We start from the raw sequence: 13635 nt of genomic DNA, 5'->3' as shown, positions 1-13635 counted from the left end.
GAGAGATATTGTTGACCAATGTAAATAACAATATTTATTCATTGGTTCAATAACACGGGTATCCCAGAGCGAAAACTGTGCAAAGGTGAATTGTTAACGCCACGCGCAACAAAACCCTGCAACCACTCAGGGGCTTGATTTAACACCTTACGGGCCGATGCTTCTGATTCAAACTCACTGAATACACAGGCACCGGTTCCGGTCAGGCGTGACGGCGCGTATTCTAGCAGCCATGAAAGAAGCTGTTCAACCTTACGAAAACGTTTTCTTACAAGAGATTCACAATCATTTACGTACGGAGCCTTTAATAATGCGGCCAGAGGGCGAATTGGCGTATCACGTTTTAATTCCGGATCTGTGAAGACGCGCAGAGTTGAGATTTCAACACCGGGATGCGCAACCAGATACCATTTTTCTTCCGGCTCGGCCATGTGCAGAATTTCACCGATACCTTCTGCAAATGCGGCGTGTCCTTTGACAAAGACCGGCACATCAGCGCCAAGACTCACGCCCAGGGTTGCCAATGTTTCGTCTGTGAAACCGGTTTGCCAGTGATAATTCAGGGCAATGAGTACGGTAGCGGCATTAGATGAACCTCCGCCTAATCCACCGCCCATTGGCAGACGTTTGTTGATATGAATATCAGCCCCTTTATGAGCGATCCCCGCATGGTGTTTGTCGCTGTAGGATTGCAACAGACGCGCGGCGCGAACGATCAGGTTGTTATCGTGTTCCACCCCCGTTATCGGCGTCAGTAAACGGATTTCATTATCCTGACGCGGGGTAATGGTAATTTCATCACCATAATCAAGAAATTGAAACAGCGTTTGCAACGGGTGGTAACCATCAGCGCGACGACCGGTGATATAAAGAAACAGGTTAAGTTTTGCCGGTGAAGGCCAGGTTAATGTCATTATTTTGTGGTCCAATTATCCATTTTCAGTTTGATGCGACGATCGCCTTGAATCAACTCCAGACGGTTGGGAAGGGCGGGAGTTGTTGAGGTATCGTAGGCTTGATAATTAACCTGCCATGTCGCGCCATGTTGCTGGAAATTGACGGTTTTCAATAGATGGTTAGCATCCAGTTTAAAGTTTTTGGCATCACCGGGTAAACCTGTTATCCAATGCCGTAAATTATCTAATGGAATATCCATATTGGCGAGCTGATAAATTATCTTTTCAGGGTTATCACTGAAATATTTTTTACCCTGGCTATCGGTTAATTGCGTCATGTCTGGCTGAACGAGCAGCTCTAATTCAGTGCTGCCTAGCGGATTAGTCAGTAATAAACGGTAGCGTTCAGGATGATATTGTTGCCAGAAAAAGCGGGCATAAACTTTTTTCTCATTAGACAGATAGGCAAAAGATCCTCGGGTTTGATATTGATTTAATTGCTGTAGCTGTTGGATATGTGTCCGCCATTGGGGAGAATTTGCCGAACCTGTTCCGCTGGGTTGCGTTAATGTACAAGCGGTCAACAGTACGCAAGAGAGTGGCAACAGACGGAATAGTGGTAATTTTTGTATTGGTTTCATCGGCAATCTCTGTTTAATAACGTGAAAACTTTTACGTCACTTAATAATGAAGAATGAAGTATTAATCCAGTTAAATTTCAAAAAAATGTTCTGAATAATGATACCAGACACCGCTGATTGTCTTTTATTGATCTGAGGTATCAAGTAGAATGCACAGTTTATAAGAGTCCTTATTAAGGGTGATGATTTCATCAGTATAGAATTTTTTACGATGAACTGTCTCTCTGCTGATAACTCAATGAAGTTGATATGACTTTGTTAGCACTTGGTATTAACCATAAAACGGCTCCTGTATCCTTGCGTGAACGGGTGACTTTTTCTCCGGGCACGATTGGGGAAGCGCTTGATAACCTCCTCCAGCATCCTCTAGTGAAAGGTGGGGTTGTATTGTCAACGTGTAATCGTACGGAGCTTTATCTCAGCGTAGAACAGCAAGATAATTTGTATGAGCAGTTAATTGACTGGTTGTGTGGATACCATCAGCTAAATCCCAGAGATCTCAGATCCAGCATTTACTGGCATTGTGGTAATGAAGCTGTCAGCCATTTAATGAGAGTGGCGAGCGGGCTGGACTCATTGGTGCTTGGCGAACCTCAGATTCTTGGGCAGGTGAAAAAAGCGTTTGCCGAGTCGCAGCACAACCATTCTTTATCGAGTGAATTGGAGCGACTGTTTCAGAAATCGTTTTCTGTCGCCAAGCGCATTAGGACGGAAACAGAGATCGGTTCAAATGCGGTTTCTGTTGCATTTGCCGCTTGCACCCTGGCGCGGCAGATTTTTGAATCACTTTCTGAACTAAATATTTTGCTGGTAGGCGCCGGAGAAACAATTGAACTGGCTGCTCGTCATTTGAAAGAGCATCGCGTGCGCCATATGATGATTGCTAATAGGACGAAAGAGAAGGCACAGATGTTGGCTGATGAAGTTCAGGCGGAAGTGATTACTTTGCCTGAAATTGACACACGTTTAGCAGAAGCTGATATTGTTATCAGCTCGACTGCCAGTCCTTTGCCTATTATTGGTAAAGGGATGGTTGAGCGTGCATTAAAGTTACGCCGTAACCAACCGATGTTGCTCGTTGACATTGCGGTTCCCCGTGATATAGAGCCTGACATAGAAAGACTGGATAACGTCTATCTCTACAGCGTTGACGATTTACAAGCAATTATTCAGCAGAATCTTGCGCAGCGCAAAGCGGCGGCGGTTCAGGCTGAATGTATTGTTCAGCAGGAAAGCCGTTATTTTATGGACTGGTTGCGTTCGCAGGGCGCAGTAAATTCAATCCGTGAGTATCGTAATCAGGCAGAGCAGGTACGGGCTGAAATGACAGCTAAGGCACTGACTGCTATCAATCAGGGAGCTGACGTAGAGCAGGCTGTTAATCAATTGACTCATCAATTGGTGAACCGTCTGATACATGCTCCTACCAAATCACTCCAGCAAGCAGCCAGCAATGGCGATCTGGAGCGCCTTAATTTATTACGTGACAGCCTGGGGCTGGAACATAATTAACCATATCTCGGAATAGGGTCTGAAACCAAGAATGAAGCCTTCTATTGTTGCTAAATTGGAAGCATTGCAAGAACGTCACGAGGAAGTTTTGGCTCATCTCGGTGATGCCGATGTGATTGCTGATCAGGAACGTTTTCGTGCTTTGTCACGGGAATATGCTCAACTGACTGATGTGACGAACTGTTTTAAGGCCTGGCGTGTTGTTCAGGATGATCTTAAAGCAGCCGAAATAATGCTTGATGACCCTGAAATGCGGGAGATGGCACAGGAAGAGATCAGAGACGCTAAGGTCCGCAATGAAGAGTTAGAGCAGCAACTACAATTGTTGTTGTTGCCGAAAGATCCTGATGATGAGCGTAACTGTTTTCTTGAAGTACGCGCGGGAACCGGTGGTGATGAAGCGGCTATTTTCGCCGGGGATCTGTTTCGTATGTATAGCCGTTATGCTGAATCCCGTCGTTGGAAAGTCGAAGTTATCAGTGCTAACGACGGCGAGCATGGTGGTTATAAGGAGATTATTGCTAAAGTTTCCGGCGAGCAGGTTTATGGTCACTTAAAATTTGAATCGGGCGGTCATCGTGTCCAACGTGTGCCCGAAACCGAATCGCAAGGGCGCATTCATACATCCGCTTGTACCGTAGCGGTTTTGCCGGAAGTCCCGGAAGCCGAGTTGACCGATATCAGCCCAAGTGATTTGCGTATTGATACCTTTCGTTCGTCTGGGGCGGGCGGTCAGCACGTCAATACCACGGATTCCGCTATCCGTATCACTCATATTCCAACCGGTATTGTGGTTGAGTGTCAGGATGAGCGTTCTCAGCATAAAAACAAAGCGAAAGCGATGTCCGTATTGGCCGCGCGTATTCATGCCGCGGAAGTGCGCAAGCGCCAAGAGGCCGAGGCTTCTGAGCGTCGTAACTTATTAGGTTCCGGCGACCGTTCGGACCGTAACCGCACTTACAATTTTCCACAAGGACGAGTGACGGATCACCGTATTAACTTGACGTTATACCGCCTTGATGAGGTGATGGAAGGCAAATTGGATATGCTTGTTCAGCCGATCGTTAATGAATATCAGGCTGATCTGTTATCGGCTTTGTCAGAGCAGGATTGATGGATTACCAATCTTGGCTTAAACAAGCCGCAACACAGTTATCGGCAAGTGACAGTCCTAAACGAGATGCAGAAATTTTGTTGGGGTTTGTCACTCACCGTTCCCGGACTTACATACTGGCATTCGGTGAAACGCAGCTAGCTTCGGAGCAGTTCAACCAGCTTGAGGCTTTACTTGCTCGCCGGGTGAAAGGCGAACCTATTGCTTACATCACGGGTGAGCGTGAATTTTGGTCGTTGTCATTGAATGTCTCTCCCGCCACGTTAATCCCGCGCCCTGACACGGAATGTCTGGTAGAAAAGGCGCTTGAACGGTTATCGCTGACGCCTTGCCGCATTCTGGATTTGGGAATGGGAACTGGCGCAATTGCACTGGCAATCGCCAGCGAACGCCCAGATTGCCGGATTACCGGAGTTGATATTAATCCTGATGCAGTTATGTTGGCGCAGGGCAATGCAGAAAAACTCAAAATACAAAATGTGGATTTTTTGTTAAGCAATTGGTTCTCTTCGTTGAATAATCAACAGTTTGGTATGATTGTCAGTAATCCGCCTTACATAGATGAAACTGATCCACATCTATCTCAGGGCGATGTTCGGTTTGAGCCAGATAGCGCATTAATTGCGGCACAACAGGGAATTGCTGATCTGCATACCATTATTGATCTATCTCGCCATTTTTTGTCGCCAGGTGGATGGTTGTTATTGGAACATGGTTGGAAACAGGGAAATGTTGTAAGAAGCCTGTTTTCTGAGAGTGGTTACCGGCAGGTGGCTACTTTTCAGGATTATGGCGGTAATGAGCGAATAACACTGGGCCAGTGGAAAAGTGATGAAAGCCATAGCTGATTATGAATTTAATAACGCATCTTTAAGTAGCGGTATCCTATTAGTTTCCAGAACCCTTCGTTCTGATTTTCCGCAATATTCAGTGGAAATGCAGCTTCAGGCATTGATTGATGAAGCCAGAAGTGAAATATCTCCGCAGCTAACTATAGAAGAACGACTGGAAAAATTACTGAGGCTTTTTTATCGAAGCTGGAAATTCGGCGGCGCCAGTGGTGTTTATTGTCTGTCAGATACATTATGGCTTGATAAAGTACTACAAACTCGCCGAGGTTCCTCTGTTGTTTTAGGCGCAATTCTTATCCATATTGCTCAGGCTTTAGAACTGCCGTTTATGCCGGTTATTTTTCCGACCCAATTGATTCTGCGGGTTGATTATCCAGATAACACGGTGAAGTTTATTAATCCAATCACTGGCGAAGCGCTAAGTGAACGTGTGCTTGATGTATGGCTTAAAGGTAATATTTGCCAGACAGCGGAATTAGCAGACGATGATTTGCAAGGCGCCGATAACGCCAGCATTGTACGTAAAATGCTGGATACGATAAAAGTCGCATTAATGGATGAAGGACAAATGGAATTGGCGCTGAGGACGAGTGAAGCGGTGCTGATGTTTGATCCCGATAACCCCTATGAAATACGTGATAGGGGGCTGATTTATGCGGAACTTGATTGTAATCATATTGCGGTTTCTGATTTAAATTATTTTGTGGAGCACTGCCCGGAGGACCCGGTGGCAGAAATGATCAGAATGCAGATATACGACATTAAGCAGCAATGCATTGTTTTACACTAAAATATTGTTTTACACTAAGATATTATTTTGCATTGAAATATCGTTTTGCACTGATTTACCTCATTAATTTATTGGTCCCTAACGGAAGGTATAAGTATGCAACAGAAAGTGGTTCATATTGGTGATATCAAGGTCGCTAATGATCTGCCGTTTGTTCTCTTTGGTGGTATGAATGTCCTTGAGTCACGGGATTTGGCCATGAGTATTTGTGAGCACTATGTGACAGTGACACAAAAATTGGGCATTCCTTATGTTTTCAAAGCCTCCTTTGATAAAGCAAACCGATCATCAATTCACTCTTACCGCGGCCCCGGTCTGGAAGAGGGAATGAAGATTTTTCAGGAGCTGAAACAAACTTTCGGTGTGAAAATTATCACGGATGTGCATGAACCGGCACAGGCGCAACCGGCGGCGGAAGTGGTTGATGTCATCCAACTGCCGGCATTTCTGGCGCGTCAGACTGATTTGGTTGAGGCGATGGCGCGTACCGGCGCGGTGATTAACGTTAAAAAACCCCAATTTATCAGCCCAGGGCAGATGGGGAATATTGTGGAAAAATTCAAAGAAGGCGGCAACGATCAGGTGATCTTGTGTGACCGTGGCAGCAACTTTGGTTATGACAATTTAGTGGTGGATATGTTGGGCTTCAATGTTATGGCTCAGGCAACGGGGGGGCATCCGGTAATTTTTGACGTCACTCATTCACTGCAATGTCGCGATCCATTGGGTGCTGCGTCTGGCGGTCGTCGTGCTCAGGTTGCTGAACTGGCGCGTGCGGGAATGGCCGTAGGTATTGCTGGCCTGTTCCTTGAAGCGCATCCTGATCCTGCGAATGCGAGGTGTGATGGTCCATCAGCATTGCCGTTGGCAAAACTTGAGCCATTCTTGAGCCAGATGAAGGCGATTGATGATGTGGTGAAAAGTTTCCCTCAACTGGATACCAGTAAATAAAGCGACTTTCTGATGGCGTGACATCAAATTAGTGAAGAGATTTGGCGCTGGTTTACAGCGCCATTATTTTTGCGACAAGAGTCATTAAACTTTTGTTTGGCAATTTCAGTTATCCATTTTGCTATTGAAATTCAACTCTTCCATTGCTCGTGGCAATGTCGCATGGAAGCTAAGGTGATTTTCGACTAATTGGATTCTGGCTCGGGCCAGTGTTTTTAACGGCTGAAAGGGAATATCACAAACAGCAATATATTTATCCTTACCCACTTCATCAATAAAGCGTTGGAAAGCATGCATCCCGCCTGCATCCAGCACAGGAACGGCATCCCATTGCATCAGGATCGTCTGATAACTGGCGCTTTCTTGTTTTAATTCCGTGAAAATACGCTCAGCGGCGGCAAAGAATAGCGGGCCATTGATACGGACAACCAGCAGACCTTGAGCGATATTTGTTTGTGGCAATTGACTGATGCGAGTCATATTGGCTATTCGACGCATAAACAGCAGTGAAGCTAATACGATACCAATCGTAATGGCGATAACCATATCAAACAATACGGTGAGCGACATACAAAGCACCAGCACGATAATGTCATCCTTTGGCGCACGGCGCATTAGGTCGATAACTTTATGTATTTCGCTCATATTCCAGGCGACCATAAGCAACAAGGCGGACATAGCGGCCAGAGGAAGATAGGAAAGCATGGGCGCCAATGCCAGTAAAGTTAATAACACGAGCAGAGAGTGAACAATAGCTGAAATCGGTGATGTTGCGCCGGCTCTAATATTGGCGGCTGAACGGGCGATGGCGGCGGTAGCCGTAATGCCACCGAAGAATGGCACGACAATATTTCCCAATCCTTGACCAATCAATTCACTGTTTGAGTGATGTTTCTTACCGGTCATACCATCCAAAACTACGGCACAAAGCAGTGATTCAATAGCGCCTAACATTGCCATTGAAAAGGCGGCGGGTAATAGGGCTGAAACTGTCGCCCAATTTATATCAACCTGATGAAAACCCGTATCGGGTAAATGCCACGGTAAAACAAATTGCGGCAGGATGGGGGGAATGCCTTGCCCTTGGGTACCGTCGTTCAATATATAACTGAATTCAGAGCCAATGGTAGCAACATGTTGATCGAATAAATTCATGATCCCCATCACAGCAGTTCCTGCAATGAGAGCGGGAAGATGCCCGGGTAATTTCAGTCCAAGCTTGGGCCAATAAATCAGAATGGCAAGCGTCGTTAGGCCAATCAGCGTATCACTCAAATGCAGTGTCGGCAGTGCATGAAATAGCTCTGCAACTTTATTGATATAATTCTCTGGCATATGTTCCAATTGTAGGCCAAAAAAATCTTTTACTTGCATGGTTGCAATAGTTATTGCGATCCCAGAAGTAAAACCAAGTGTTACGGGTAGAGGAATATACTCGATCAATTTACCAACGCGGGCTAATCCCATCACCAGCAAAATAATGCCTGACATTAAGGTCGCAATGAGCAAACCGCTCAGACCAAATTGTTGAGAAACTGGATAAAGAATGACAACGAAAGCGGCGGTAGGGCCGGAAACACTATAGCGTGATCCGCCGGTTATCGCGATTACCATCCCGGCGATAGCGGCGGTATAAAGCCCATATTGCGGCGCGACGCCACTCCCGATTGCCAGCGCCATAGCGAGTGGAATGGCGATAATACCGACAGTAATACCGGCAATAATATCTTTAGTTAAACGAGCAAAAGAGTAGGCTTCTTTCCAACAAGCATCAATTACAGCACTAAACGGCCGTATGCCGTTCATTCTACGAGTTTTCATCTGTGCATAAACCAAAAATATAGAGGGAAAAAGCAATAAGGCTGTTACAGCCGAATTGCAAGACCAAATTACAAAAATAGTGCTTTTAGTTCAAAGCGATAGCGCTATAAATCAAACTTAATGTTAATAGCTTAACGATAGGGAAGTGAAAAGTAAAAGGGAGAATAGTGTTCTTATCGCTGTAAAATATGCTGGAATCGGTTTCTATTAACTATCTATTCTTATTGGTGAGTATTGTTGAACTCACTTTATAGAGAATCTAATTAATATTTTTGAATTTGAAGCTATATGTTTTCTCTATTAATTATAAAATTATAATGTTTTATTTTTATAATGAATTAACAGGATTGATTACAATTTTTAATTGTTATTGTTAGAAAATTAAATAATTAATTATGCATTCACCACATGTATTGATTATGACCGGGTTAAATTAGCTATCTTGGATATTTTTACGTATGATGGTTTTCATTTAATTTTTGGATGTAATTTAACCAATGCTTTGATATCTCTTAAATATTAGATTAATAATTTGACAGATATAAGAACTCACCCTATTATTTAGAGTGACTCATAGAATTAGATGGATTAAATGAGTTGAAAATAGGTAAGTTAGAAATATATGCGTTGAAAGTATGTAAGTTTAAAATATATAAGTTAAAAATGTTTTCTTGTTTAGATGATATTTATTCTGAATGCTTTATTTAAAGTAGGGGTTACTGTTGGAAAATAATTTTTAGATAAGGTAGGAATGTTTAAATGCATAAATATAACAGCAAGATACTTATTATTGGTTCATCAAGTGAAATTGGGAATGCAATTTGCCGGCATGCGGTTGCCAGCGGCTATGAGGTATTAGGTACTTCACGTAAACCGCGTAATGAAGAAATTTATTTAGATGTTATGTCGGATAACAGTGTTAGAGAAGCCATTAACATTGCAATTGAAAAGATGAAATGTATTGACGCGGTTATCTATACGCCGGCAATGTCATTGGATGGCCTGTTGCACGCTCAGGATATTGAGGGTTGGCATGATGTTTTTAATGTCAACTTGTTTGGCGCAGCAAGAGTAGCAAAATATTTGCTGCCGCATTTTATGAAGAATCGTAATGGCGTGATGCAATTTATTTCTTCTACAGCAAGTATGCGTGGAGAGACAGGCGCCACCGCTTATTCTTGTTCGAAAGCAGCCATGAATGCATTGGTAAAAAACATCTCTAATGACTACGGCCGTTTTAATGTTAGGGCTTACGCTGTAATGCCGGGATATGTTGATGGTGGTATGTTGCGTCATATTTCTCCAGAAAAAAAGATGGAATTCGCCAGAAGCACCGCATTAAAACGAATGGCGGATGTTGATGAAATTGCCAATTTTTGTGTGGGGATGTTGAGTACATCAACCTATATCACAGGGACATCTCTTTGCATTGATGGGGGATTAAGTGGTTAATAACAATATCATAAATCGTGATCTGCAAGCATGTTTTCATCAATTATCTGGGATAGTAGGTTGGATTTATGATAAATGTATTTCTTCACTTGGCCTAATGTTGTCAATCGCTTTAATGAGAAAAGGTTATTGGTTATTATTCCAATGGTTGGTTACGTTATTTGGAGTAGGGGCCAAAACTCATTATCAGATATCTTTATTTTTAAATCGTTTATAAATTATTTCCTTGGGTAAATGAAAATCTACCCCAGTAGGCATAATTGTTGCAAACAGTTAATCGGAGCGTGTTTTTCGATGTATGTATGGGGGAAGTGATTCGGGTGAAATTTATATACTTGATTTAAACCATTATACCCTATGGATTTCAAGATGCATCGCGACGGCAAGGGAGTGAATCCCCGGGAGCATAGATAACGATGTGACCAGGGTGAGCGAGTGCAGCCAACAAAGAGGCAACTTGAAAGATGACGGGTATAGATTTAAATAAACATCATTGGGGATGTAATATGGATAATATTGATATGGTTAATGAAGAATTAGCAAGTATTTTGGTGAATGTTGCTGAGTTAGACTCCGATTTTAAAATAACTTCGAATAAATTGTTGAAGAGTGATCTTGGTATTGACTCATTAAAGTTAATTGATGTCATTTTGTCAGTTGAACGAACCTTTGGCAAAGAGATTTCTGAAGATGCGCTTGCCCGCATTCAAACTGTAGGTGAGTTATGGGAGGAAATAAAAAATAACCTGCAATGATCAGGTTGACTTAATCAATAATTGAAAACTCTCTATTTTTCAAATAATAAGTTGAGGGAAAATGTTGACTTTTAACGTGGAAAATATAGCTATTTATCCGAATATATTTCGGAATGAGAAAAAGGGGGAATTTTCTCTTCCTGCTGATATTTCTGAATTTGTAAGCAATAAAGGTGATCGTTTTCGTGATGATTTTAGCCGCGTTTGTACCTATCTGGCGAATCAGTTTATTGCAGAAGATAGAAATGGAGAAAATGAATCTGTCATTGTGGGGACAGAATACGGTAACCTTGAAGCGATGCTTCGTTTTCAGCGGCAGGTCATGAACAATGATAAAACGGTATCTGCTCAACAATTCCCTTATGCTACTACCAGTTCAGCTTCAACCTTTATTAACATTGACAAAAAGGTGACGGGAGGAAACTGTACATTAAATGCAGGCAGTAAAACCCCAGTAATAGTATTCATGCAGGCATTGCTTAATCTGCATAATAGATCAGTAGGCGCCAGCTATCTCTTTTTCGGTGATGTTTATTGCACAGAAGCGCTTGATGATATACGAAAGAAAATCAGTAATCAAAAGTCAATATCTTCTGGTGTGATGTGTACAACGTTATTGAGTGGAAAACAGTTTACGGCAGATTTTTTCTTCGGATTAACAGCGGAAGAGATAAAAAAATGGTGTGATGATTTATCACCGGATACGAAGATATTTGTACACAATACGTTGGATCAGAATGACGAATTAATTCATGTTGTTAAAGATAATAATAAAATTGAATATCAAGAATATAACAGTGCGTTTCTGTTTCATGAGTTTATGGGGGCGATTAAGCACAGTGAAAAAGGCGATGCCGTTGTATTTATTGTCATAGATAACATGAATGTTTCAGGCGTAAGGGTTATACACAATGATGATTAATCGTATTAACCATGTTTTTTCACCGCAAGATGAAATATTCAAATATCATTTTCCTGATAATCCTGTTGTTCCAGGGATCTTGCCAGTCGCCGCTTTTTGTAAAGAGATAGCTGATACATCTGCCGATTTTATCAATTTAAGAAATCTAATTTTTCATCAATTTATACGTCCTGATGAAAATATCCAATATCGCCAGGAGGAAAATAAGATTTCTGCAATAGTATCGGAACAACACTGTTTTTCTTTTCTTCTAAGTTATTCTAGTAAAGATGTAAAAGGTGAAAGTAAAAAAATTTTTTACCCATCTTCTTTATTATCACCATCATTACGTGAACCAGAGTTTTGGTTTTTACCAAAAATAATCTATGTTAATGATGGATTAAACAGAGCGAATTGCAGCCTGGATATGAAATCATTGTGCGGTGAAACTGTTTATTTGCAAAAATATCATTATTTCCCTTTGATTATTCTTGTCGAGGCAATGGGGAATTTAGCATTAATTTTGCAGCATCAGCAACAGAGTATTTCAACAGCCGGCGATTATGTTTTTGCTAAATTTGGTGAATTGGCTTTCAGTCCTGATATTGAACATATTAACTCGCCTGTGTTTATTGAGACTAAAGTAACCCGATTTGGCTCAATAATGTGTTGGGATGCCAGGGCATATTGTGAAGGGGAAAAATTACTTTGGATAACTGACGCAGTATCAATTAAGAGGAAGGAGAACGATGTTAGATAAAATATATGTTACAGGTCTTGGCGTCGTTACTCCAATTGGTATAGACGTCGAAAGTTATTGGCAAAATTTATGTGCTGGCGAGTCAAATTTTACTCGGCTGGAACCGATCTATTCTTCTTTGAAGCCAAATTTTATTGCTGGAAGAATTTCGGCTGAGCGGCGTCTGGATATAAAAGCCAGGGCGCCGAAATGTACAGGCGCACAGGTCCCTGATTCTTCTCTGTATGCTGTTGATGCCGCACTCCAAGCAATAGCGGATGCAGGATTACAACCAGGATGTGCTGAATTGCGTAATGCCTTAGTGTGTGTAGGTAATAATGAGGCTGAGGCGGATATTCTTGATCAATTAGTTGAAGGTAGGCCGGTAAATTGGCATTCGAATATCTATTCGAGTCATGCAGTTTCCGATAATGTTGCTCGTGCAATTGGTTCGTTCGGGCCTTCCATGACGATCCATAATACTTGTGCGTCAGCAAATATTGCGCTTGAAACAGCATTACGCATGATGAATGCTGGAATTGTCTCAACATCCGTCATTGGAGGCGGAGATGCCTTTTCAAAAAAAGTGTGGTCAGGTTTTTACATGCTTAATGCATTAGGCGCAGAACAGTGCCGTCCATTTTCGAAATTAAGGCGTTTTATTACGATATCCGAGGGCGCCGCTTTTTTGGTATTGCAGAATAGAAAACACGTTGGCGAATATCAATCGCCTTATGCTGAATTGATCGCTACTGCCAGTAATAATGATGCGTTACATCCGACCAATCCTGATATTAACAGTGTTACTCAGTGCCATAAAAAATTATTAGATTCGGCAGGAATGGAAGCTGGAGATATAGGTGGTATATATGCACATGGTACTGGAACAAAGGCTAATGATGCAGTAGAAGCAGCGATATTCTCTGAGTATTTCCCGAATTCGGCGGTTTCAGCAATTAAAGGCACTATCGGACATATGATGGCGACGGCGGGGGCGATTGGCGCAGTTAGTGCTTGCTTATCTTTGAGAGATCAAATTATGCCGCCAACAAATATTTTGCCGGAGGATTTTGAATATCAATTTAATTTAATCACTCGAAAAATGGAAATGAAAAATAATTTAAAATATATACAAAATAATGCATTTGGTTTTGGTGGTAATAATGCCATTACTTTATTTGGCAAGGTGACTTGATTCCTCGTAATGCAAAA

14 protein-coding genes are annotated in these 13635 nt (G+C 42.2%); 11 read left to right on the top strand and 3 right to left on the bottom strand.

What is annotated here, in order from left to right:
• Positions 1-38 precede the first annotated feature (38 nt).
• A complete protein-coding gene (ispE, locus tag TI10_RS03610; RefSeq protein WP_049581824.1) occupies positions 39-914 on the bottom strand; it encodes a 4-(cytidine 5'-diphospho)-2-C-methyl-D-erythritol kinase in 876 nt (291 codons plus the stop codon).
• Complete coding sequence (gene lolB / locus TI10_RS03605) at positions 914-1537, bottom strand: lipoprotein insertase outer membrane protein LolB (protein ID WP_049581823.1); 624 nt, start codon at positions 1535-1537, stop codon at positions 914-916. Before lolB ends, ispE begins: the two co-directional genes overlap by 1 nt.
• A gap of 249 nt (positions 1538-1786) precedes the next feature.
• Here lolB and hemA point away from each other — a divergent pair, with 249 nt between their 5' ends.
• From hemA to kdsA, 5 genes are all read left to right on the top strand, one after another.
• The gene (hemA, locus tag TI10_RS03600; RefSeq protein ID WP_049581822.1) at positions 1787-3049 is read left to right on the top strand and encodes a glutamyl-tRNA reductase; all 1263 of its coding nucleotides are present in this window, start codon (positions 1787-1789) and stop codon (positions 3047-3049) included.
• Between the two features lie 31 nt (positions 3050-3080).
• Complete coding sequence (prfA, locus tag TI10_RS03595; protein WP_049581821.1) at positions 3081-4163, top strand: peptide chain release factor 1; 1083 nt, start codon at positions 3081-3083, stop codon at positions 4161-4163.
• Complete coding sequence (prmC, locus tag TI10_RS03590; RefSeq protein WP_049581820.1) at positions 4163-5011, top strand: peptide chain release factor N(5)-glutamine methyltransferase; 849 nt, start codon at positions 4163-4165, stop codon at positions 5009-5011. Before prfA ends, prmC begins: the two co-directional genes overlap by 1 nt.
• Entirely contained in the window at positions 4995-5804 is an 810-nt protein-coding gene (sirB1, locus tag TI10_RS03585) for an invasion regulator SirB1 (protein WP_049581819.1), read from the top strand. The genes prmC and sirB1 overlap by 17 nt, the downstream gene beginning before the upstream one ends.
• 96 nt (positions 5805-5900) lie before the next feature.
• Complete coding sequence (gene kdsA / locus TI10_RS03580; protein WP_049581818.1) at positions 5901-6755, top strand: 3-deoxy-8-phosphooctulonate synthase; 855 nt, start codon at positions 5901-5903, stop codon at positions 6753-6755.
• A 105-nt stretch (positions 6756-6860) separates the two neighbouring features.
• On the opposite strand, the gene dauA is transcribed toward kdsA, so the two are convergent.
• Complete coding sequence (gene dauA, locus TI10_RS03575; protein WP_049581817.1) at positions 6861-8576, bottom strand: C4-dicarboxylic acid transporter DauA; 1716 nt, start codon at positions 8574-8576, stop codon at positions 6861-6863.
• A 759-nt stretch (positions 8577-9335) separates the two neighbouring features.
• Between dauA and TI10_RS03570 the strand changes: the two genes are divergently transcribed.
• The 6 genes from TI10_RS03570 to TI10_RS03545 all read left to right on the top strand — a co-directional run bounded on the left by TI10_RS03570 (position 9336) and on the right by TI10_RS03545 (position 13618).
• Positions 9336-10028, top strand: coding sequence for an SDR family NAD(P)-dependent oxidoreductase (locus tag TI10_RS03570; RefSeq protein ID WP_049581816.1), 693 nt, complete (start codon positions 9336-9338; stop codon positions 10026-10028).
• Positions 10021-10245 (top strand): hypothetical protein, encoded by a 225-nt coding sequence (locus tag TI10_RS03565; protein ID WP_049581815.1) that lies wholly within the window; start codon positions 10021-10023, stop codon positions 10243-10245. The genes TI10_RS03570 and TI10_RS03565 overlap by 8 nt, the downstream gene beginning before the upstream one ends.
• Positions 10246-10492: 247 nt before the next feature.
• Entirely contained in the window at positions 10493-10783 is a 291-nt protein-coding gene (locus tag TI10_RS03560) for an acyl carrier protein (RefSeq protein WP_080984982.1), read from the top strand.
• Positions 10784-10844: 61 nt separating this feature from the next.
• Positions 10845-11705, top strand: coding sequence for a hypothetical protein (locus tag TI10_RS03555; RefSeq protein ID WP_049581813.1), 861 nt, complete (start codon positions 10845-10847; stop codon positions 11703-11705).
• Positions 11695-12444 (top strand): hypothetical protein, encoded by a 750-nt coding sequence (locus tag TI10_RS03550; protein ID WP_049581812.1) that lies wholly within the window; start codon positions 11695-11697, stop codon positions 12442-12444. Before TI10_RS03555 ends, TI10_RS03550 begins: the two co-directional genes overlap by 11 nt.
• On the top strand, positions 12434-13618 hold the full coding sequence (locus TI10_RS03545) for a beta-ketoacyl synthase N-terminal-like domain-containing protein (protein ID WP_049581811.1): 1185 nt from the start codon (positions 12434-12436) through the stop codon (positions 13616-13618). Before TI10_RS03550 ends, TI10_RS03545 begins: the two co-directional genes overlap by 11 nt.
• The last annotated feature ends 17 nt before the right edge of the window (positions 13619-13635 follow it).

This window comes from Photorhabdus luminescens subsp. luminescens (genome assembly GCF_001083805.1).
Lineage (GTDB): Bacteria > Pseudomonadota > Gammaproteobacteria > Enterobacterales > Enterobacteriaceae > Photorhabdus > Photorhabdus luminescens.
The sequence above is the reverse complement of the archived record's forward strand: the minus strand, read 5'-3'. Positions and strand labels throughout refer to the sequence as shown.